Below are 20,101 nucleotides of genomic sequence, written 5' to 3'. Positions count from 1 at the left end.
CCGGCCATCCATAATGAGAGGTGAGCGATGAACCTGGACATGAACAAGCTCGACTCGCTGCTCGGAACGGTCGTCAATGAACTGGGCGCCGCTTCCAACGCGGCTCTGGTGATCATCGGAGACAAGCTCGGTCTGTTTCGCGCGCTCTCGCAAGGCGCCGCGACCTCCGCCGAACTCGCCGACAAGACCGGCACGCATGAACGCTACGTGCGCGAATGGCTCTCCGCACAAGCGGCCTCCGGCTTCGTCGATTATGACGCCGAGGCGCGCAAATTTTCGATGTCTCCCGAGCAGACGGCGGTGTTTGCGGCCGAGGACAGCCCCGCCTTCATGGTGGGAGGCTTCAGCCTGATGTCGGCGATTTTTCACGACGAACCCAAACTCGCCGAGGCCTTCAAGAGCGGAAAGGGCATGCATTGGGGCGACCATTGCAATTGTCTGTTCTGCGGCGTGGAGCGCTTCTTCCGGCCGGGCTACCGGACGCATCTTGTCGCCGAATGGCTGCCGGCGCTTGACGGCGTGACCGCCAAGCTCGAGCGCGGCGCGAACGTCGCCGACGTCGGCTGCGGACATGGCGTCTCGACCTTGCTCATGGCCGACGCCTTTCCGAACTCGGAATTTGTCGGGATCGACTACCACGAGGGTTCGATCGCTCACGCAAGGGAGAGGGCCGACGGTCGCAAGAACCTGCGCTTCGAAGTGGCGCGGGCGCAGGATTTCGCCGGCGCGCGCTACGACCTGGTGACGATGTTCGATTCACTGCACGACATGGGCGATCCCGTCGGCGCCGTGGCGCATATTCGCGACGTCTTGGCGGAAGACGGAACGCTGATGCTGATCGAGCCGGCGGCCGGCGACAGCCTGGCGGAAAACCTGAACCCTGTTGGGCGGGTCTATTACGCCGGTTCGACCCACATCTGCGTGCCGACGTCGCTCAATCAGGACGTCGGGCTCGCGCTCGGCGCCCAGGCCGGCGCAAAGCGCATCGGCGAGGTCGTGCGCGAAGGCGGCTTCTCCCGTTTCCGCAAGGCGGCGGCGACGCCTTTCAATATGATCCTCGAGGCGCGGCTCTAGCGCGACACGTAAACGCTTCGCGGATGTCTAATGGACGAGCGTTTCATGTTCTGGCTTGCCGTTACGGCGCCGTTGGTCGATTGACGGTGACTTCACCGCCTGGCGGCGACTGATCGATCACCAGCAATTTGACCGGAACGGCCCCGACCGTCGCGCCGAAGTGCCAGCGGTCGACGCTCTCTATGACGAATTCTCCAGCGCGATAGATGCGCGACGAGGAATCCGCCTGCTGGACCATCAGTTCGCCTTCAAGGATATAGGCATAGCGCTGATACGGATGCTTATGTTCCGGCAATCTGACGCCGGGCGCCAGAGTGTAAATCGAAGCCACGACCTCTAAAGGCCCCTGCGGAAGCGTGATCGGCTGCCCAGTGGCGGTTTTCGTCGTCCCGGCGATTTCCGTCACGATTTCGGCTGGCGCAGGCTCCTTCGCGACGGCCGCCCCGCCTGTGTTGAAAGCGACGCACAGGATTGCGACAAACCCCAGGCGAATCATTTGCTGCTCCATTCGCAATCTGCTTCTTGCGTTCGCCATATAGAACCGTTTCCGCAATCGCCGGTTCATTTAAACGGCCATGCCGAAAATCTTGCCGACGCCCGCCGTCAGCGCCAGCGCCAATGCGCCCCAGAACGTCACGCGAACCGCGGCGCGCAGGACGCCGGCGCCGCCGGCTTTCGCGCCGATTGCGCCGAGCAGCGCCAGGCAGCCTAAAGACGCGGCCGAGACGACGGGGATGATCGCGTCTCGCGGCGCGATCCCGACGACGAGGAGCGGTAGCGCGGCTCCAGCGGCAAAGGTGACGGCCGACGTTAGCGCCGCCTGCACCGGCCGCGCGCTGGCGATCTCCGAGATGCCCAATTCGTCGCGCGCATGCGCGGTCAGCGCGTCCTTCTCCATCAACTGCGAAGCGACCTGCCGCGCGAGCTCAAGGTCGACGCCGCGCTCGACGTAAATATGCGCAAGCTCCTCCCTTTCGAGTTCGATTTGCTCGCTCAATTCCTTGAGTTCGCGCGCGAGGTCGGCCTTTTCGGTATCGGATTGGGAGCTGACCGAGACATATTCGCCGGCGGCCATCGACATCGCGCCGGCCACTAACCCCGCCACGCCGGCGATCAGCACCTCACTGCGCGTCGCTTGCGCCGCGGCGACGCCGACGATCAGGCTCGCCGTCGACACGATGCCGTCATTGGCGCCGAGCACCGCCGCCCGCAGCCAGCCGATGCGCTGAACGAGATGACTCTCCCGGTGCATGCGAAGTCGGCTCATGACGGTCCTCAGTTAGCGTGCGTCGCAAGCGCACGCGCTATTCCTCACGTGTCGTGTCGATCGCTAAATCAAGGGCTGCGACGCGCCGCGCCGAAGCCGACCAGTTCGCGATGCTCAGGGCGTTGTCGGCGAGCCAATTGAGGGAGAGCTGCACCTGCAAAAAAGCTGCGGCCGCCTGCATCAGATCTCCGAGCGTCAAATCGCCGGCAAGATATTTCGGCGCGCCAAGCAACAGGGGGACGGCGGGAGCCAGAAGATTGTTCGCATGCGTTAAAAAAACGATCTTTGTCTGCCCCTGAATGACGCGACCCCAGGTCGCTGCGAGCAGAAAGAGAAATCTGTCGAAAGGATTTCCGCTCTGGGCGTCGATCTCGGGCAGCCGATCGGGAATGATCGGAACCCCCTTAACGACAGGGTGACGCAGGTAATCGCCAATATCGCGATCGATGTCCTCGTCGACTTCCACCACCGCTCTGGATTCGAACTCATGACGGGCGCGGGTGAGCGCATAGCGGAAGTTCCCCTCCGCCGCGGCCTTTGCTTCGACGCTTGCCACCAGCGGTCGCCCCAGCACCCACATGCAAAACGACGTCACCACTGAATAGACGAAGACCGCGAGCACCAGATAGCCGGGTATGACCACGCCGAAAAACTCGTAGGATCCCCCGACTTGCCAGAGAACGAGGATGAAGGCGGCCGACACCAAGAAAATATTGATGACGCCTCCGGCGAGATCGACAAAAAGCTCGATCGCCAGCCGACCGTCATCGGCGATGCGGGCTTCAGGATTATCGATTGCGGGGGATATGGCGCAGGCTTGGCGAGATTCGTTGACGAGCCATTTCTCGATGAGCGAGGCGGTGAGCCACAATCGCCAGTTGACCTGAAGTCTCATGCGAAACTGCGTTGTGGCGATTGAGGCAAGACCGACGCCGACGGCCAGAATGGCGAGCTGCAGAATTCCCCCGGTCACCTCATCGACTTTATGCGTTTGAAGCGCGTCGAAGAAACTCTTGCTCCAGCGATTCACCGCCAGAGCCATGTAAGTGTTCACAACAAGGCATATGAGAAATCCAACCGAGAGAACCCACGCCGGGCGTTGCGTTTGGCCTTTCCAATAGCCCATCGCTAACCAGAGGAACCGCTGAATCACGTTGTTCCCTTTGTGCGAGATTTGTGAGGTCGGCTCTATCGAAACCGAAACGCCATCGAACGCATGTTCTGCCGCCTGAAACACTTCAGGCGCGCAGCGACGCTGCTATGACCGAAACGCCGTCAATTTCCTCGCCGCCGTTTGCATCGCTGCAACCGTCAGCGAATGGTTATGAGTCTGGACCCTAAAGCCTCTGCTTTCATTCTCCAGCCACAGGCGCCACAAGCCATATCGACGACTGGACTAGCGGGCGTCGCGTTGTGAGTTCCTAACGTCAAGGCGTCTCACCGAGGCGATCGCGGACCAGCTCGGCGAGAGCGAGTGAGGCCGTCAGTCCCGGGCTTTCAATTCCGAACAGATTGACGAGGCCGTCGATGCCGTGTTGGCGTGGCCCGTCGACGCGAAAATCTGCGGCAGGTTTCCCCCGCCCCGAGATTTTCGGTCGAATGCCGGCGTAGCCGGGAAGCAGGACGCCGTCTAGAAGGGCGGGCCAGTAGCGACGAATTTCGTCATAGAAGGCCTCGGCGCGCCGCGGGTCCACGTTGTAATCGATTTCATCGATCCATTCGATATCTGGGCCAAACCGCGCCTGTCCGGCGAGGTCGAGCGTAAGATGAACGCCGAGAGCGCCGTCCACAGGAACGGGATAGATGAGCCTGGAAAAAGGCGCACGCCCGGAGAGCGTGAAATAGCAACCGCGCGCGAGATAAGGCTGCGGCGTCATGGAGGCCGGAAATCCGTCGATGGCTCGGGAGAGCGTCGTCGCGCCGAGCCCGGCGGCGTTCACGAAAGCCCTCGTCTCGAGCGAGGAGACGTCGTCGCTGGCGCGGTCGCGAATATGGAGCGTAATCCCGCTTTGCGTCACCGCGCCGCCCACGACTTTGGCGTTGAAAGCGAAGGTCGCGCCGGACTCTTCAGCGTCGCCCTGCAGCGCCAACATCAACCCATGACTGTCGACAATGCCGGTCGACGGAGACAGGATCGCGCCGTAGCAGGCAAGGCTCGGCTCGAGCTTGCGCGCCTCCGCCGCTTCGAGGCGAATGAGGTCTCGAACGCCGCTCGCGAGCGCGTTCGAAGCGATCTGATCGAGTTTGGCCTTCTGATCGGGCTGCGTCGCCACGATCAGCTTTCCGAGCCGCCGGAATCCAACGCGGCGATCGAGGCAATATCGGTAGAGCAACTCGGCGCCTCGCCGACATAGTCGCGCCTTCAGACTATCGGGCGGATAGTACAGACCAGCGTGAATGACTTCGGAATTGCGTGAGCTGACGCCCGAACCAATCGTCGGAGCGCTTTCGGTAACCAGAACTTTGTATCCCGTCTCGCCGAGCGCGCGGGCCACGGCGAGACCGACAACGCCGGCGCCCGCTATGACAACGTCAAAATTCGCACCGCTCATCTTTGCTCGCCCGCCTCGCGTTCTTGTGCGCCCCGCGCCTCGTTTTGTTGGTTTTCGTCGTCCAGTCCAGCGCGATCTGTGGATTAAATCTCAGCCCACCCATTTATAGGACGCATGTTGTATTTTCGGGGCGAAAGACAGATTAGCATTTCGGTGACGCCAAGTCGCCAATGACCTGGTTGACCCGTTCGACATAGGCCGCATTCGAGCGTCGGCTTTCCCTGTCTTGCTCTTGCGGCAAGTGATCGCGTGGCTAAAATGAGACGCTACCGATTCGACGCGTCGCCTGGATTGACTCTCACAGGGCGATATTCTAACCAGCTTTTGCTTGTTAAACAGGAGCGCTGCCCTGTCGCATGTTATCAATTTTATGGAGCAGGTACGAGAGGTTGCAGGACTTCTTGACGCCGGCGTGGTCGAGCGGCTCGCTCAGGAGTTGAGTCAATTGCGCGAGCGCGAGGGACGCTTGTTTATATTGGGTGTCGGGGGCAGCGCGGGAAATTGCGGTCATGCGGCGAATGATTTTCGAAAATTGTGCGGGATCGAAACCTATGCGCCGACGGACAATGTTTCGGAGCTGACGGCTCGGGCCAATGATGAAGGATGGGATACGATTTTCACAGGATGGCTTGAGGTCAGCCGGCTTTCCCGCGGCGACGCAATCCTCGTCCTTTCAGTGGGTGGCGGGAACGCGGCCCGCAATGTCAGCGTCAATCTTGTGAAGGCCATCGACCTTGCAAAGCAGCGTGGCGCCCGCGTTTTTGCGATCGTGGGTCGCGCCGACGGCCACGCCAGCGCCCATGGCGACGTGGTGGTCGTGATTCCGCAGGTCGACGCCGGCCGCGTGACGCCGCTTTCCGAAGCGTTTCAGGCAATCGTCTGGCATTGCCTCGTGTCTCATCCAGCTCTCCAGTCGCGTGGGACGAAGTGGTAGGAGCCAAGGATGTTCGGGCCGCGACGCGCCGTTTTTTTGGATCGTGACGGCGTTCTCGTGGTGCCGCATTTTCGCGAAGGCCGCAGTTTCGCACCGACGACTCTCGCGGAATTCGCCATTTATCCGGACGCGCCGAGGTGCGTTGCGAGGTTGAAGGAAGCGGGCTTCTTCACCGTCGTCGTTTCAAACCAGCCAGATGTGGGGGCCGGTCGAGTTGCGCGTGAGATCGTCGATGAAATGAGCCTCCGACTTCGCCACGCAATGCCTTTGGATGCGATAAAGATCTGCTGCCATACGGGCCAGTGCGCCTGCCGCAAGCCGCAGCCTGGAATGCTGTTGGAAGCTGCGCGCGAAATCGAGCTCGATCTCAAGGAGAGCTTCATGGTAGGCGATCGAGCGAGCGACATAGAAGCCGGCGCTGCGGCTGGGTGCCGCACCGTGTTCATAGATCTTGGCTATACGGCGGAACCGCCCCCCGAACGCCCGGATAAAATTGTCGGCTCGCTCTGCGAGGCAGCCGACTGGATCCTATCATTGCCACAAGCAGACAGCTGAAAGTCGCTCATGCCGAAAATTTTCATTAAGCTCTTTGCCGACGGCGCCGATCTTGGCGAAATGATCTCAATGTATCGCGATCCGAGGATCGTCGGCTTCACGACGAATCCAACGCTGATGCGCCAAGCCGGCGTGGCCGATTACGAAAAATTCGCGCGCAAGGTGCTCGCGGCGATTCCGGATCGTCCCGTCTCATTCGAAGTATTCGCCGACGACTTCTCCGAGATGGCGCGCCAGGCGCGCGTCATTGCCGGTTGGGGCCCAAACGTCAACGTGAAGATTCCGGTTGTTAATACGAAAGGCGAGTTTACCGGCCCTATTCTGAGCGCGCTTTCCAACGAAGGCGTGACGCTCAACGTCACCGCGATCATGACCGTGGAGCAGGTTCGCGACGTCGCCGCGGCGCTCGCGCCCGAAACGCCGGCGATTATTTCGGTCTTTGCCGGGAGAATCGCTGATACCGGCGTTGATCCTGTTCCTCACATGAAGGCCTGCCGCGCGGCGCTTGCGGCGCGCCCGCGAGCGGAACTGCTTTGGGCGAGCCCGCGCGAGTTGCTAAACGTTTTTCACGCGCAGGAGGCGGGCTGCCATATCATCACCGCCACGCCCGGCATTCTTTCCAAGCTAGAGTTGGTTGGAAAGGATCTCACGCAGTTTTCTCTCGAGACGGTGCAAATGTTCTATCGCGACGCGACGGCTTCGGGATTCGACATCGACGTTGCGCCACGAAACTTGTCCGCCGAGGTCGGCGGCGTAAGCGATATACGCGAGGATGCTCGATGACGCGACAGTTCGAACGGGTTTTCATTACGGGCGGCGCCGGCTATTGCGGGAGCCGCCTCGTTCCACAGCTCCTTCGCTCTGGTTACAAGGTGACCGTGTATGACGTCATGTATTTCGGTTGCGAATTCCTGCCGAAAGACGACCCAAACCTAACGGTGGTTCAGGGTGACATACGCGACGGAGCAAAGCTCGCCGCTGCGGTCGCCGGCCACGATGCTTTCTTGAGTCTCGCCTGCATCTCCAATGACGCCAGCTTCGAACTCGATGAACGGCTCTCGACCTCGGTGAATTTGGAGGCCTTCGAGCCAATGGTGCTCGTGGCCAAGAACGCGGGCGTCAAACGCTTCATCTATGCGTCTTCATCTTCGGTTTATGGCGTTTCCGACCAACCCGAGGTGACGGAAGACCATCCGCTCGTGCCCCTGACGCTTTACAACAAATACAAGGGAATGTGCGAGCCGCTGCTCAACAGACACATCGATGACGGTTTCACGGGCGTCACCTTCCGTCCGGCGACCGTGTGCGGCTACGCGCCGCGCCAGCGACTGGATCTCTCCGTAAACATTCTCACCAATCACGCCGTGAACAAGAACAGGATCACGGTTTTCGGCGGCTCACAATTACGACCAAACCTGCATATTCAGGACTATGTCGACGCGGCGCAGATGTTTCTCGAGGCGCCGGCGGAAAAGATCCAAGGCGAGATCTTCAACGTCGGATATCAAAATCTCTCTCTGATGCAAATCGCCGAACTGGTTCGCAAGGTCGTGCTCGAAGAATATCCCGAACGAGGCGATCTCGAAATCGTGACGACGCCGAGCGACGATCTGCGCTCGTATCACATCAATTCGGGCAAGATCGCGCGCGCGCTGGGCTTTCAGCCGCGGCGCACGATCGAGGACGCGGTGCGCGAACTCTGCGTCGCATTCCGAGAAAATCGCTTGCCGAACAGTTTCGACGACGACTCCTATTTCAACGTCAAACGGCTGCAAAGATTGAAAGCAGCATGAACGGCAAACCTATTGCTGTGGTGACAGGCGGCGCGGGCTTCATCGGGAGCCATATGGTCGACCTGCTGCTGGATCGCGGATTTTGCGTTCGCGTGATCGACGACTTGTCGGGCGGGCGCGAAGCGAATCTTGCGCATCATGCGCAAAACTCGGACCTCGCCTGTCATTGGAGAGATATACGCACGCTGGCGCCCGGTGATCCGATCTTCTCGGATTGCCGCTATGTTTTTCATTTTGCAGGCATTGGCGACATCGTTCCGTCAATCGAGCGCCCGATCGATTACATGGACATCAATGTCCAGGGAACGGTCCGTACGCTCGAATGCGCGCGCGCCGCAAAGGTGAAAAAATTCGTCTATGCGGCATCTTCATCCTGCTATGGCCTCGCCGCGACGCCGACGCGGGAGGATCACCCGATCGCGCCGCAATATCCTTACGCTCTCTCAAAATATCAGGGCGAGCAAGCGGTGTTTCACTGGGGAAACGTCTACCGGCTCCCTGTCAATTCGATTTGCATATTTAACGCATACGGCTTGCGCGTGCGCACCACGGGCGCATATGGCGCCGTCTTTGGCGTCTTCTTTCGCCAGAAACTCGCGGGCAAGCCGTACACTGTGGTCGGCGACGGGTCGCAATCACGCGACTTCATTTACGCAACGGACGTCGCCGAAGCGTTTCTTGCCGCCGCCGAAACGGATATCGTCGGCGAGCGCTTTAATGTCGGCGCCGGCGCTCCGAAATCAATCAATCAACTCGTGTCCCTACTCGGCGGGGACGTGGTCTATGTGCCTAAGCGGCCGGGCGAGCCCGATTGCACCTGGGCGGACATAACGAAGATTTCTACGCTTCTCGATTGGCGGCCGAAAGTTCCGTTTGAAGAGGGGGCGCCGAGGATGATGCAGCAGATACATCTTTGGAAGGACGCTCCGCTTTGGGATCCCGAGTCGATCGCAAAGGCGACGAAGACGTGGTTCGAATTTCTTGGAGGCGACGCGGCTCGGATATGAGTCCGCACGCGCAGTAGTTTGATACAAGACTCGCGACGAGTAGGGGCCCAACCGAAGCCTTCACTCCAACCGAGGACGCTTTCTCGCAGAGTTGCTCATGCCCAATAGCTCACTCAATCGACTCTATGGCCGCAAAATCAAGACGCCGGAAGAGTTGCGCACAATCCTCGGTCCTATGCCGCGCGAAAAGCGCGCAATAATGTGCCACGGCGTTTTCGATGTGGTTCATCCGGGCCACATTCGGCATCTCGCTTACGCCAAGGGCAAAGCCGATATTCTGATTACGAGCATAACGGCCGACGCGCACATCACTAAGGGGCTTCATCGGCCGCACGTGCCGCAGGACTTGCGCGCGCTCAATCTCGCCGCTCTCGAGATGGTTGACTATGTGGTCGTGGACGCCAATGCGACGCCGCTCGCCAATCTGAAACTCATTCAGCCTGACCTCTTCGCAAAAGGATATGAATACACAACAACCGGGATGCGTCCGAAGACCGAGGAGGAAGCGGAAGCCGTGCGCGCCTATGGCGGCGAGATCGTCTTCACGCCCGGCGACATCGTTTATTCCTCGTCGAAGCTCATTGAACTCGAGGCTCCCAAGCTTCGCTTCGAAAAGCTCCAAATCATCATGGAGAGAAAAGGAATTTCCTTCGACGACCTGCGCCGCGCGATAAATGCGCTTTCCGCCTATCGCGTTCATGTGGTCGGCGACACGATCGTCGACAGCTACACCAATTGCGTCATGATCGGAGGCCAGACCAAGACCCCGACCTTGTCCGTTCTGTTTGAGTCGAAAACGGACTATGCAGGAGGAGCGGCGATCGTCGCGAAGCACTGCCGCGCCGCCGGCGCGGACGTTTCTTTTTGCACCGTGTTGGGCGATGACGCGTACGCCGAATTTGTTCTGAACGACCTTCAGCGGGCCGGCGTCGATGTCTCGGTCGTGACGGAGCGCGGTCGTCCCACGGTGAACAAGAACGCAATCGTCGTCGGCGGCTATCGCCTTTTGAAAGTCGACACGCTCGACAACAACTCAATTACCGACGCTATCTGCAACAAGATGACCGATACGGTGCGCAACAGCGGCGCTGATGCGGTTATCTATGCCGATTTCCGTCACGGTATCTTCAATCGCCGCACGATAGCCGATTTCATCGAGGCGATTCCGGCGAATGCGTATCGCGTCGCCGACAGCCAGGTCGCGAGCCGCTGGGGAAACATCACTGAATTTCGCGGTTTCGATCTGATTACGCCGAATGAGCGCGAGGCGCGATTTGCGCTGGCCGATCAGGACTCAGGCATTCGACCTCTGGCCTCCGCGATATTCGATGAGGCGCAATGTAAATTGCTGATCCTTAAGCTCGGGCAGCGCGGGGTGCTCGTCTGCCAAAGCACAGATCACGAATCGCTGGATAGCTTTTTCGTGCTCGACAGTTTTGTCGAGAATCTCGTCGACCCCGTCGGCGCCGGCGATGCGCTCCTCGCATATTCGACGCTCGCCATGCTCGCCACGAAGGATCCGACGCAGGCGACCATCATCGGTCTGCTCGCGGCCGCTTGCGAATGCGAATGCGACGGCAACGCGCCCATCGCGCCCAAGCAAATTTTGAAAAAGCTTGATGCGGTGGAAAAACAAACGAATTACGTGTAGCGCCATGAGAGTGATTGTTGTCGGCCTCGGGGTCCAGGGACATAAAAGGCGTGCGTTCGCCGGCGAAGACTTCGTCGCGACTGTCGACCCCTACAATGCCGCCGCGGACTATCGAGACATAAAAGACGTTCCGCTCGATAGCTTCGATGCGGCGCTGTGCTGCATACCCGATGAGCCGAAATTCAAAATTCTTGAATACCTGCTGGCGAATGGAAAGCACGCGCTGGTCGAAAAGCCGCTATGGACGCGTACGGCCTCGGAACTTGACGAACTCGGGCGCCTCGCGCGCGCCGCGAACGTCGTTTGCTACACGGCCTACAATCATCGCTTCGAACCGCATTTCGTGCGCATGCGCGACCTTATTGCGTCGGGCGAACTGGGGCGGATCTATTCCTGTCGCATGTTCTACGGCAATGGAACGGCGCGCCTCGTGCGAAATTCGGAATGGCGCGATAGCGGGGCCGGCGTGCTTCCGGATCTTGGTTCGCACCTTCTGGACACATGCCGTTTCTGGTTTGGCGACATCGATGCGAGATTCAAACTGGTCGCCGTCAACTGCTTTGAGAACAGGTCGCCCGATCACGTCATTATCGGCAATGAAGACGGCGCATGTCGCATCGAGCTCGAAATGACGCTGCTGTCTTGGCGCAATCACTTCGCTTGCGATATCATTGCAGAAAACGGCAGCGCTCACATTGAATCGCTGTGTAAATGGGGTCCGTCAACTTTTACGATGCGACGGCGAATTCTTCCGTCGGGGCGCCCGCCGGAGCAGGCGGTCACGCTCGTGCAGGACGATCCGACTTGGAAGCTCGAATACGAGCATTTCAAGGGCATGTGCCAATCTCGAGCAAAGACCGACCTCTCGAACGACATATGGCTGCGAGACGTGTTGGCGCAACTCGAGGAAGTGGTTCTCGAACAATCGCGGCGACGCCGCAGGCAAGACGCATGACTTCTGCAATCAAGCACGCTTCGGATATCATCGTCGGCTTCGCCGGCATGACCCACCTTGGGATCGTCTCCGCGACCTCCGTCGCGGCGAAAGGTTTTAAGACGATCGGCTATGATTCCGATTCTCAACTTATCGAGCGGCTTTCGGCGGGCCAGCCTCCGATCGAGGAGCCGGATCTCGATGATCTGCTGCGCGCCAATGGCGCTCGGCAAGCCTTCACCAACGATCTTTCGCGGCTCGCGGAATGCGACATCGTCTATATTTCATACGACGTGCCGACCGACGATAGGGGCCAAAGCGATCTTAGACCGATCGTCGGCATTATCGAGGCGGTGGCGAAGGCGTTACGCCCCGATGGAATTCTCGTAATTCTTTGTCAGGTTCCGCCGGGTTTTACGCGGGGCGTGCGCGCGGTTCCGCCGGAGCGGCTTTACTATCAGGTCGAAACGCTCGTGTTTGGCCGCGCCATGGCGCGCGCGCTGCATCCGGAGCGAACGATTATCGGATGCGCGGATTCCAGCGCGCCGCTGGAGCCGCGCTACGAGGCGTTGCTCTCTGCATTCGGATGTCCGTTGATCCCGATGAGTTACGAGAGCGCCGAACTTTGCAAGATCGCGATTAACTGCTGCCTGGTGTCTTCGATCAGCGTCGCCAACACGCTGGCGGAACTTTGCGAGAATATAGGGGCCGAGTGGTCCGAGATCGTTCCCGCGTTGAAGCTCGACGCCCGCATCGGCCCAAGCGCCTATCTCTCGCCGGGATTGGGGATCGCAGGCGGGAATCTCGAGCGTGACCTTGCGACGGTCATTGCTTTGTCCGAGCGTTTCGAAACGGACGCGGGCATCGTCCGCGCATGGATCGATAACAGCCGGCGGCGCCGCGATTGGGTGCGTCGCACGATCAAGACCGCTCTGCTTCGTGAAAAGCCTGAGGCGACGATCGCCGTTTGGGGCCTCGCCTACAAAGAGAACACGCATTCAATCAAAAATTCGCCGTCCGTCGCGACGATCATGGGGCTGCCAGAAACGCGATTCTTCGCGCATGATCCCGTCGTGCAAGCAAGCGCAATTTCTCACGCGCGACTGACAGGCGTCGACTCGCCGCTCGCGGCGCTAGAAGGCGCCGACGCCTTGATGATCTTGACGCCCTGGCCTGCTTATCGTCGAGTTGGCGTTGAGGAAATAGCTCGGACGATGCGGGGTCGCATTGTAATTGATCCCTATCGCCTACTCGATCCACGCGCCGCTGCGGCGGCCGGCCTCGATTACTACACGCTCGGGGCTCGCCATAACCCGAGCGCGGGAATCCTCTAATGCTACGCCATCTCGCTCCCGCTCCGATGGCTCCCGCTCGCGTTGTTGTCATCGGAGGGAGTGGATTTGTCGGCGGCGCGCTCTGTCGCCGCATCGCGCGCGCGCAAATTCCCGTGTTGGCGATCACTCGCCAGCAGATCGATCTTCTTGCCGACGGCGCCGAGAAGCAATTGCGCGCGATTTTGCAGCCCGGCGATGCGGTCGTGGCGGCCGCGGCGCGCGCGCCTTGCCGCTCTCTCGACATGCTTGTCGAGAATGTCAAAATGACGCGCGCGATGGTCGCGGCGTTAAAGGATGCGGCTCCATCGCATGTGATCAACATCAGCTCGGACGCCGTCTACGCCGACGAGCCGGTTCCGATTGACGAAGAGACGCCCACGGCGCCTGGAACGCTGCACGGCGCCATGCACCTTGCTCGGGAAATCGCATTTCGCTCGGATATCTCGGCGCCGTTGACGATCGTGCGTCCGACTCTTCTCTATGGTCTTGAGGATCCGCACAACGGCTATGGCCCCAATCGCTTTCGTCGCTTAGCGGCGGCCGGTGAGAATATCGCGGTTTTCGGCGCGGGTGAGGAGCGACGCGACCATGTTTGGATTGACGATCTCGCCGAGATCCTTTTCCGGATATTGACGCGGCGCTCGATCGGCGCGCTCAATGTAGCGACCGGCGAGGTGCATTCGTTCCGCGCGCTCGCGGAAGCGGTAGCCGGCGCCTCGCGGCGTAAAGTAGCGGTCGAAGAGACGCCGCGCGTTGGACCTATGCCGCATAACGGCTATCGTCCGTTTGACATCGAAGCGACGCGCGCCGCATTCCCTGATTTTGCCTACGCGCCGACCATAGCGACCGTCGCGAAGCTACAAACTTTCGCGGAGCAATAGGCCATGGCGGAAGTCGATCTGTTACGCGCGCTGCCAAAATCCCGGCGCAACGTCACGCAGCGAGGCGAAGCGAAGACGCCCGAGATCATTGCGCTTTCGCGAGAATATGGGGAGCTCTATTTCGACGGGCCGCGAGAATACGGCTATGGCGGCTATCGCTACGACGGGCGCTGGCGACCGGTCGCGAAGGATATCATCGCTCATTTCGGTCTCGCGGCGGGCGCGCGAATTCTCGATGTCGGATGCGCCAAGGGCTTTCTTGTCAAAGACCTGATGCTCGCGGAGCCGGGGCTGGAGGCCTTCGGTCTCGACATATCGCGTTACGCCCTCATGCACTGCGAACCGGAGGTCGTGGGCCGTCTGCACCTCGGCTCCGCCGACGCGCTGCCATTCCCCGACAAGAGCTTCGATTGTGTCGTGAGCATCAACACGATTCACAATTTCGACCGCGCCGGCGCATTGAGGGCGTTGCGTGAGATCGAGCGCGTGTCTCGCCAAAGCTCATTCGTCCAGGTCGATTCGTATCGTACGCCCGAGCAAAAGAGTCTTTTCGAAAGTTGGGTGCTGACGGCGAAATTCCACGATTACCCGCAAGGCTGGATCGAAGTCTTTGCCGAAGCCGGCTATACGGGCGACTATTATTGGACGATCGTCGAGTGACGTGACGCTCCCTGAAGAAGCGAAGGCGAACACATGTCGAATAAGACCTATGCAATCCTTGGCGGCGGAGGCAGCTTCGGCATTCACGCCGCGCTCTGGATGCTCGATCACGCGAACCCGCGAAAAGTGATCGGCATCGGTCGCAATCCGCTGCGCGAGCGCGCGTTCTCGCTGGATATCGATCAGCGCGAAGGTTACGAATATCATGCCCGTCACGTGACTTACGAAATCGATCTGCTGCTCGAACTGCTCGATCGCGAAAAGCCGGAGATCATTGTCAATTTCGCAGCGCAGGGAGAGGGCGCCGTCTCCTGGAAGCACTCCTGGCGCTTTTTTGAGACGAATTCGATGGCGTTGGCGCGCCTTACGGAAGAGTTGATGAAACGGGATTGGTTGGAGCGTTTCATTCAGATCGGGACGTCGGAAATGTACGGGTCCGTCGATCGCCCCGTGACGGAGGACGAGCCGATCAAGCCGTCGAGCCCTTACGCCGCCTCCAAGGTCGCTTTCGACATGCATCTTCTGTCGATATCGCGATTCCTCAAGTTCCCGATGAATATTTTGAGGCCGTCGAACGCCTATTGTCCCGGGCAGCTTTTGCATCGCGTCGTGCCCAAGGCGATCGTCTCGGGGCTGCTCGGCGAGAAACTGCCCTTGCATGGCGGCGGCAAGGCGGAAAAGTCCTATATTCATGCGCGGGATCTCGGCCGGGCGATCCAGCTCGTTGCCGAAGGCGCGCCGCTCGGCGCCGTCTATAACGTCGGTCCGAGCGAGCCAACTTCGATTCGGCGCGTCGTCGAGCTTTGCGCGGAGGCTGTCGGCGTTCCGTTCGAACAATTGTGCGAGGTCAGCGGCGATCGACTCGGGCAGGACTCGCGCTACTGGCTCGACTCTTCAGCGATCAAGCGCGACGTGGGTTGGGAGCCCCGCATTGATTGGGCGGAGGGCTTGTCGGAAATGGTCGACTGGGCGCGTGCAAATCTTCCCGCTTTGAAACGCGCGCCTCGCGATTACACTTTGCGGGCATGATCGACCGCAACGAGTTGGGCGGAATGTGAAATGACCAACGGACTCATGCTATGTCAGCGCGACGAGCGACGGCGCAACAATTTCGACGCCGCTGCGGCAAAGGAACGCTGCCGCCGCTACCGCCGGCGCATTCTGGACATCTCGCGACAAGTTTCCGCGCTGCATGTAGCGCCGGCTTTTTCCTGCGTCGAGATCGTCGACGCGCTGTATAACGGCGCGATGCGTCGGGACGCGAACGGTGAGTATTGCGACATCTTTCTGATGTCCAAAGGTCACGGCTGCATGATCCAATATGTCGTGCTCGAGGAGCAAGGCGTATTGTCGCGCGCCGACCTCGACGCCTATTGCAAGCCCGGCGGGCGGCTCGGCGCGCATCCCGATTACGGCACGCCGGGGATTGCGGCTTCGACCGGATCGTTGGGACATGGGTTGGGAATCGCGGTCGGACAGGCGTTCGCTGAGAAGCTGAAAGGGAGCGACGCGCGGGTCTATTGCGTCCTCTCGGATGGCGAATTTCAGGAGGGCTCGACCTGGGAGGCGATGATGGCCGCCGCAAATCTTGGTCTTTCCAATCTTGTCGCGCTGATGGACAACAATGATTTTTCTGGTCTCGAACGCATAAGCGAGGGTCACAAGGCCTTTTACCCCCTACTCGACAAAGCCCGCGCTTTTGGATTTAGCACGGCTGAAGTCGCTGGACATGACAGCGCGGAGATTTTCGCGGCGCTCGACAACGACCGTTCGAATGACGCAGCCCCTCGCCCGAGGTTGATCGTTTGTCGCACGACGAAGGGCAAAGGCGTTTCGTTCATGGAGAGCGTTCCGATCTGGCATTACCGTTCGCCCAATTCGGAGGAATATGCGCAGGCGTTGAACGAAATCGAGAACGCCCCATGAGGAATAGATTTGCGGATACGTTCTATGAGCTGGGCAGGGAGGACGAGCGCCTGTGCCTTGTCGTAGCGGACATATCTCCTGCCGGCAGCATCGAGAAGTTTCGCACGAAATTTCCGCAGCGCTTCGTGAACACCGGAGTCGCCGAGCAGATCATGATCGGCATGACCGCAGGAATGGCGCAGCGTGGCCTGCGGCCCTTCGCCTACACGATTGCGACCTTCTCGCTCTACCGCCCGTTTGAAATGGTGCGAGACGATCTGTGCTACCAAAATCTATGCGTCACCGTAGTCGGCATCGGCGGCGGCCTCACCTATTCGACGCTCGGCGCGACGCATCACGCGCAGGAAGATGTAGCGATCGCCTGCGCGATTCCTAACCTCGCAGTTATCGCGCCTTGCGACCCGGCGGAAACCGAAGCGGCGACGCGCTGGTGCGCCACGCAGGAGCGTGGGCCGGTCTATCTGCGCCTCGGCAAGGCGGGAGAGCCGGACTTCACCAGCAACGCGCCACAACCCTGGACCTTCGGCAAGCTGCGGCAAATTCGCCCGGGCGCGGACGTTTGCATTCTTACATACGGTCCGATCATGAAACGCGCGTGGGCCGTGGCCGAGCGGCTCGAGGCGGCCGGCCGCAGCGTGGCGATCAATTCGGTTCACACATTGAAGCCGCTCGACGTCAGCGGAGTCGCCGACGTGCTGACGCGATTTCCTTCTGTCGTCGTTATCGAGGAATGTGCGCCGACCGGCGGTCTCGCAATGCAAGTCAAAGCAATCGCCTTCGATATGGGCGCGCGAACAAGGCTCTTTTCGTTCACGCTTAAGGATGAGTTCATTCACTGCTACGGAAGCCATGACGACATCCTCGACGCGCACGGGCTTTCGGTCGAGGATATGACGCGGCGAATTCTCAGTGAGTGACCGCGCCCCAGACTATTTCCTCAACGAGGGACCGCTGACGCCGGGCGATGCGGCGGTTGCGCTGCTTGTCCTCGACGACGGTCGCTATCTCATGCAGCTTAGGGATGAGAAGCCCGGCATTTTTTTTCCGGGCCATTGGGGCCTGTTCGGCGGCGGCGTCGAACCCGGCGAAGGGGCCGAGGCGGCGTTGCGGCGCGAACTGCGGGAAGAACTGGGATACGACGCCCCGACCATGGTCTGGTTTACGACGATGACGCTCGATTTTACCGCTTTAGGCGGCGGCCCTGTCGAGCGCCATTTCTTCGAGACGCCGCTCGCGGCCGCACAGATGGAGAAGCTTATCCTCGGAGAGGGGCGCGCGATGCGCGCATTCGAGGGCCCCGATCTGCTTGCGAGGGAACGAGTGACGCCATACGACGCATTTGCGCTCTGGATGCATCTGACGCGCGCGAGCCATGAACGCGCGCGGCGCTCCGTGGACTTGAATGAAGAAGCGCGGCGGCTCCAGGAATTTCCTCGATGACCTTAATGCTGTCGTCGGGCCATGCTTGTCAGGTTTGCGGATCGGAAAGATTGCGCGAACTCGTGTCCTTCCGCGAGTTGCCGCGTGTCACCTCTGACGCTAGACCGTGGCCCGCAGGCGGAAGACTCGCGTATTGCGAAGAATGTAGCGCCGTTCAAAAAATCGTGGACGACGCCTGGCGCGCGGAGATCGCGCAGATCTACCGGAATTACGAATTATATCACCAGTCTCAGGGCGATGAGCAACCGATCTTTTCGGGTCAATCGACCGAGCCGCAACCTCGCTCCGCCTTGATAATAGACTATCTCGATGGCGCGCTCACGCTTCGCGAGGACGCGCGCGTCCTCGATTTCGGATGCGGAACCGGCTCGGCGTTGAAGACCTTTTCAGGTCGCCATCCTCGCTGGCGCCTTTACGGCGCCGAAATCCGCGACGACGCGCGCGAGCGTCTTGCGCAACTGCCGAATTTCGTCGAGCTCTATACCTGCGATCTTGACGCGATCGACGCGCGCTTCGACCTCGTCACCCTCATCCACTCGCTCGAGCATCTCATCTCGCCGGTCGACACATTGATCGAGCTGCGGCGTCTCATCGGCGACGATGGGCGCGTCTTCGTGCAGGTTCCGGATTGCGCAATCACGCCATTCGATTTCGTCATCGTCGATCATCTCACGCACTTCACTGTCGAGTCGCTCCGCCGCCTGGGCGAACGCGCGGGCTACGAGACTGTCGCCGCCCACGACGCCTTGCTCCCCAAGGAGTTGAGCTGGATCGGTAAAGCCGTCGCATCCCGCGACCGACCGGCGGCGACGCCTCAAAAGGGCTTGGATGAAATCCGCGCTCAGGTCGACTGGCTGAACGCGCAAGTGCGCAACTCGCGAGAGCTCGCGCGTTCGAGCGCGAATTTCGGTATTTTTGGCACCTCCATCTCCGGAACGTGGCTCGCGGGCGCGGTCGGTGACGAGGTCGACTTTTTCGTGGACGAAGACCCTCAGCGCATCGGGCGAGAGCACATGGGCAGGCCCATCATCGCTCCTGACAACGTCGCCGAGAATTCCGATGTCTTCGTTCCGCTGATTCCGAAGGTCGCCGCCGCAGTAAAATCCCGCTTGGCGAGACAGGGCGTGCGTTACCACGCTGCCGCGGACATCGTCAGATGAGCGCCAATACCAGCGCGCGATATTGCGTCATCGGAGGAAGCGGAGCCATTGGCTCCGCTTTGATGAAAAGCTTGAGCGCGCAACGAATAGAAGCGATCGCGTCGACCAGACGTCAGCCGGTCGATCGACAAAACGAATTTTATCTCGACCTCGGCGCCGATCTGCCCGAGCTTTCATTCTCGGCGCGCGACGTAGTCATCCTTACGGCGTCGATGACGCGACTGGCGGAATGTCGATTGGAGCCGGAGCTCGCTCGAAGAGTGAACGTCGACGCGCAGGTTCTTATTGCGGAGCAAGCGGTGAAGAAGGGCGCTTTCGTCGTTTTTCTTTCGACGAACCAAGTGTTCGACGGAACCAAGAGCGGCGTGGGTCCCGAGGAGCCGCGCTCGCCTCGATCAATCTACGGAAAGCTGAAGGCCGAGGCAGAATCGGCATTGTCGCGCTTGGGCGATTCTGTCGCGATCGTCCGCCTGAGCAAAGTCGTTGGACCGCATCTCGATTTATTCCAGCGATGGCGTCGCGAATTGTCGCGGGGCGAAGCCATCGAGGCCTTCGACGATCTGCTTTTGGCGCCAATCGCGATGGCGAAAGTCGTGGCAGGGGTCGAACTTATCGGTTGTCGGCGCCTGGGCGGCGTCTGGCATCTGGGCGGTTCTGAGCAAATCAGCTATCTGCAAGCAGGACGCCACCTTGCTTGCCGTCTTGGCGCGGACGCGCGATTGGTGGTCTCGGCCAGCGCCGCGAAGGCGGGAATTCCTGTCGAGGAGCGGCCGCCGCGGGTCTCCATGGCGCCGGGTAACCTTGAAACCGCTATTGGCGTTCGAATCGGCGACGCCCTGGAGGAGCTCGACGTCGGGTTGGGCTTTGCCGATTGGGCGCGAACCGATATTTGTTCCAAGAGTGATATGATCATACCCCAGGCGACGTAGAATC

The 20,101-nt window shown here is 60.2% G+C and carries 21 protein-coding genes and 1 pseudogene; 18 read left to right on the top strand and 4 right to left on the bottom strand.

Annotation, left to right across the window (positions count from 1 at the left end):
* Positions 1-27 precede the first annotated feature (27 nt).
* Positions 28-1,074: a class I SAM-dependent methyltransferase gene (locus tag IYW40_RS02250; RefSeq protein ID WP_196399211.1), complete on the top strand. Its 1,047-nt coding sequence runs from the start codon at positions 28-30 to the stop codon at positions 1,072-1,074.
* Between the two features lie 61 nt (positions 1,075-1,135).
* Here IYW40_RS02250 and IYW40_RS02245 read toward each other — a convergent pair whose 3' ends face one another.
* The 3 genes from IYW40_RS02245 to IYW40_RS02235 form a co-directional block, all read right to left on the bottom strand.
* Positions 1,136-1,570, bottom strand: coding sequence for a cupin domain-containing protein (locus tag IYW40_RS02245; protein ID WP_246720587.1), 435 nt, complete (start codon positions 1,568-1,570; stop codon positions 1,136-1,138).
* Between the two features lie 69 nt (positions 1,571-1,639).
* Entirely contained in the window at positions 1,640-2,341 is a 702-nt protein-coding gene (locus tag IYW40_RS02240) for a VIT family protein (protein ID WP_196399209.1), read from the bottom strand.
* A 37-nt stretch (positions 2,342-2,378) separates the two neighbouring features.
* The gene (locus tag IYW40_RS02235; protein WP_281432855.1) at positions 2,379-3,467 is read right to left on the bottom strand and encodes an SbmA/BacA-like family transporter; all 1,089 of its coding nucleotides are present in this window, start codon (positions 3,465-3,467) and stop codon (positions 2,379-2,381) included.
* Between the two features lie 60 nt (positions 3,468-3,527).
* On the opposite strand from IYW40_RS02235, the pseudogene IYW40_RS02230 reads away from it, so the two are divergent.
* Positions 3,528-3,669: pseudogene (locus IYW40_RS02230) on the top strand (IS5/IS1182 family transposase); the annotation flags it as partial.
* Between the two features lie 99 nt (positions 3,670-3,768).
* Here the strand turns inward: IYW40_RS02230 and IYW40_RS02225 are convergent.
* The gene (locus tag IYW40_RS02225; protein ID WP_196399207.1) at positions 3,769-4,893 is read right to left on the bottom strand and encodes an NAD(P)/FAD-dependent oxidoreductase; all 1,125 of its coding nucleotides are present in this window, start codon (positions 4,891-4,893) and stop codon (positions 3,769-3,771) included.
* Positions 4,894-5,263: 370 nt separating this feature from the next.
* Here IYW40_RS02225 and IYW40_RS02220 point away from each other — a divergent pair, with 370 nt between their 5' ends.
* The 16 genes from IYW40_RS02220 to IYW40_RS02145 all read left to right on the top strand — a co-directional run bounded on the left by IYW40_RS02220 (position 5,264) and on the right by IYW40_RS02145 (position 20,097).
* Complete coding sequence (locus tag IYW40_RS02220; protein WP_196399206.1) at positions 5,264-5,827, top strand: SIS domain-containing protein; 564 nt, start codon at positions 5,264-5,266, stop codon at positions 5,825-5,827.
* A gap of 36 nt (positions 5,828-5,863) precedes the next feature.
* Entirely contained in the window at positions 5,864-6,382 is a 519-nt protein-coding gene (locus IYW40_RS02215) for an HAD-IIIA family hydrolase (protein WP_246720585.1), read from the top strand.
* A 9-nt stretch (positions 6,383-6,391) separates the two neighbouring features.
* Complete coding sequence (locus IYW40_RS02210; protein WP_196399204.1) at positions 6,392-7,165, top strand: transaldolase; 774 nt, start codon at positions 6,392-6,394, stop codon at positions 7,163-7,165.
* Complete coding sequence (locus IYW40_RS02205) at positions 7,162-8,175, top strand: SDR family oxidoreductase (RefSeq protein ID WP_196399203.1); 1,014 nt, start codon at positions 7,162-7,164, stop codon at positions 8,173-8,175. The genes IYW40_RS02210 and IYW40_RS02205 overlap by 4 nt, the downstream gene beginning before the upstream one ends.
* Entirely contained in the window at positions 8,172-9,182 is a 1,011-nt protein-coding gene (locus IYW40_RS02200; protein ID WP_175093870.1) for an NAD-dependent epimerase/dehydratase family protein, read from the top strand. Before IYW40_RS02205 ends, IYW40_RS02200 begins: the two co-directional genes overlap by 4 nt.
* 97 nt (positions 9,183-9,279) lie before the next feature.
* The gene (locus tag IYW40_RS02195; protein WP_196399202.1) at positions 9,280-10,833 is read left to right on the top strand and encodes a PfkB family carbohydrate kinase; all 1,554 of its coding nucleotides are present in this window, start codon (positions 9,280-9,282) and stop codon (positions 10,831-10,833) included.
* A gap of 4 nt (positions 10,834-10,837) precedes the next feature.
* Positions 10,838-11,788, top strand: a complete 951-nt coding sequence (locus tag IYW40_RS02190; RefSeq protein ID WP_196399201.1) for a Gfo/Idh/MocA family oxidoreductase — start codon at positions 10,838-10,840, stop codon at positions 11,786-11,788.
* Positions 11,785-13,101 (top strand): nucleotide sugar dehydrogenase, encoded by a 1,317-nt coding sequence (locus tag IYW40_RS02185; RefSeq protein ID WP_196399200.1) that lies wholly within the window; start codon positions 11,785-11,787, stop codon positions 13,099-13,101. Before IYW40_RS02190 ends, IYW40_RS02185 begins: the two co-directional genes overlap by 4 nt.
* Positions 13,101-13,982, top strand: a complete 882-nt coding sequence (locus tag IYW40_RS02180) for an NAD(P)-dependent oxidoreductase (RefSeq protein ID WP_196399199.1) — start codon at positions 13,101-13,103, stop codon at positions 13,980-13,982. Before IYW40_RS02185 ends, IYW40_RS02180 begins: the two co-directional genes overlap by 1 nt.
* Before the next feature lie 3 nt (positions 13,983-13,985).
* Positions 13,986-14,642, top strand: a complete 657-nt coding sequence (locus IYW40_RS02175) for a class I SAM-dependent methyltransferase (protein WP_196399198.1) — start codon at positions 13,986-13,988, stop codon at positions 14,640-14,642.
* Between the two features lie 33 nt (positions 14,643-14,675).
* Positions 14,676-15,671 carry a GDP-mannose 4,6-dehydratase gene (locus IYW40_RS02170; protein ID WP_196399197.1) on the top strand — a complete coding sequence of 332 codons (996 nt, stop codon included), beginning with the start codon at positions 14,676-14,678 and terminating at the stop codon, positions 15,669-15,671.
* Between the two features lie 30 nt (positions 15,672-15,701).
* Positions 15,702-16,568, top strand: coding sequence for a transketolase (locus tag IYW40_RS02165; protein ID WP_196399196.1), 867 nt, complete (start codon positions 15,702-15,704; stop codon positions 16,566-16,568).
* Positions 16,565-17,485, top strand: coding sequence for a transketolase C-terminal domain-containing protein (locus tag IYW40_RS02160; RefSeq protein WP_196399195.1), 921 nt, complete (start codon positions 16,565-16,567; stop codon positions 17,483-17,485). The genes IYW40_RS02165 and IYW40_RS02160 overlap by 4 nt, the downstream gene beginning before the upstream one ends.
* Complete coding sequence (locus IYW40_RS02155; protein WP_348644216.1) at positions 17,478-18,008, top strand: NUDIX domain-containing protein; 531 nt, start codon at positions 17,478-17,480, stop codon at positions 18,006-18,008. Before IYW40_RS02160 ends, IYW40_RS02155 begins: the two co-directional genes overlap by 8 nt.
* 164 nt (positions 18,009-18,172) lie before the next feature.
* Complete coding sequence (locus IYW40_RS02150) at positions 18,173-19,168, top strand: class I SAM-dependent methyltransferase (RefSeq protein ID WP_196399194.1); 996 nt, start codon at positions 18,173-18,175, stop codon at positions 19,166-19,168.
* Positions 19,165-20,097 carry a sugar nucleotide-binding protein gene (locus tag IYW40_RS02145; RefSeq protein ID WP_196399193.1) on the top strand — a complete coding sequence of 311 codons (933 nt, stop codon included), beginning with the start codon at positions 19,165-19,167 and terminating at the stop codon, positions 20,095-20,097. The genes IYW40_RS02150 and IYW40_RS02145 overlap by 4 nt, the downstream gene beginning before the upstream one ends.
* Positions 20,098-20,101 lie beyond the last annotated feature (4 nt).

It is taken from the genome of Methylocystis sp. H4A (assembly GCF_015709545.1).
In the GTDB taxonomy this organism is placed as follows: domain Bacteria; phylum Pseudomonadota; class Alphaproteobacteria; order Rhizobiales; family Beijerinckiaceae; genus Methylocystis; species Methylocystis silviterrae.
Note: the sequence above shows the minus strand (reverse complement) of the source record. Positions and strands in the feature narration are given on the sequence as shown.